The sequence below is a fragment of the Streptomyces sp. genome (genome assembly GCF_019510245.1).
Classification (GTDB): Bacteria; Actinomycetota; Actinomycetes; order Streptomycetales; family Streptomycetaceae; genus Streptomyces.
In genome coordinates, this window is record NZ_JAEKKT010000548.1 from 1 (window position 1) to 1,091 (window position 1,091).

1 protein-coding gene and 1 pseudogene are annotated in these 1,091 nt (G+C 71.5%); one reads left to right on the forward strand and one right to left on the reverse strand.

What is annotated here, in order from left to right; translation table 11 throughout:
* Positions 1-143: 143 nt before the first annotated feature.
* Positions 144-833, forward strand: a complete 690-nt coding sequence (locus JF597_RS55295) for a DUF1963 domain-containing protein (protein ID WP_294014861.1) — start codon at positions 144-146, stop codon at positions 831-833.
* A 54-nt stretch (positions 834-887) separates the two neighbouring features.
* Here the strand turns inward: JF597_RS55295 and JF597_RS55300 are convergent.
* Positions 888-1,091, reverse strand: a pseudogene (locus JF597_RS55300) (sugar phosphate isomerase/epimerase); the annotation flags it as partial.

Consider the following 1,091-nt stretch of genomic DNA (forward strand, 5'->3'; position numbering starts at 1 on the left):
AGGTTACGTCCCTTCCGTGACAAGGCCCTCGCGCGAGGGATACCCGCCGAGGACGTGGAGCGGTGGATGGACACCGCCCGGCCCTGCGCGACGCTGGGGACGGGCGGGGACGGGCCGGTCGTGGGGCGGTTCGGGGGGCGTTGATGCTTCCCGTCGGGACACCGCACCCCTTCCATCCCTTCGTCGCCACCATTGATCTCGCGGCCCTGCCCGCGGACGCGACGGACCTCCCTCTCCCGCCCGACGGCCGGCTGCTGCTGTTCGCCTATCCCGAGGACTTCGGCGACCTGACCGACATGGGGAACGTGGTGTACGTCCCCGCGGGCGCCGCCGTGGAGGAGCGGGACAAGGAGGGATGGGCCTGGTTCGAGAACGACGACGAGTACCAGGAGGTCTTCGCGCAGTTCCCGCAGGACACGCTCAGGGCGACGGTCGACGTCTCGCTGCCGTACCACCACTGGGTCGAGATACCCGAAGAGCCCCGCTGGGTGCCGCTGCCCGGGCATCCGCGCTCCGAGGAACTGGCCGACGTGTGGGCCGAGACCTACGACGACATCGCCTCCTCGGGGCGGCTCCGGCTCGGCGGGTACGCCGACCAGGAGGCCGTCGACACCGACCCCGTCGGGAGGGCGATGACCTGCGCGCTGAGGGAGGCGGAAGCGGGCCGTCGCGAGCCGGTGTCGGACGACCTCGCGGACTGGGTGCTGCTCGCCGAGTGGGATCCCTGGATCGACGGCTTGGAGGGCGCCACCGTCCACTGGTCGATCCAGCGCGCGGACCTGGCGGCACGGCGCTTCGACCGCGCGTTCACGACGGTTTTCCGGAACCCGTAGGGGCTTTGGAGAGGGCCGGAGGGGAACTCCCGAGATTCCCCTCCGGCCCCCGCTTCAAAGGGTGTGTGCCACGAACCGTTCGGCGGTCTCGGCGAGGACCTCGCGGCCGTCGCGGGCCCACAGCACGTCATTGAACAGCTCGACCTCGATGGCGCCCGTGTAGCCGGCCGCCTCGACGTAGCGCTGCCACTCCCGCATGTCGATCGCGCCGTCGCCGATCTGCCCGCGGCCGTTCAGCACGCCCTCCGGCAGCGGGGT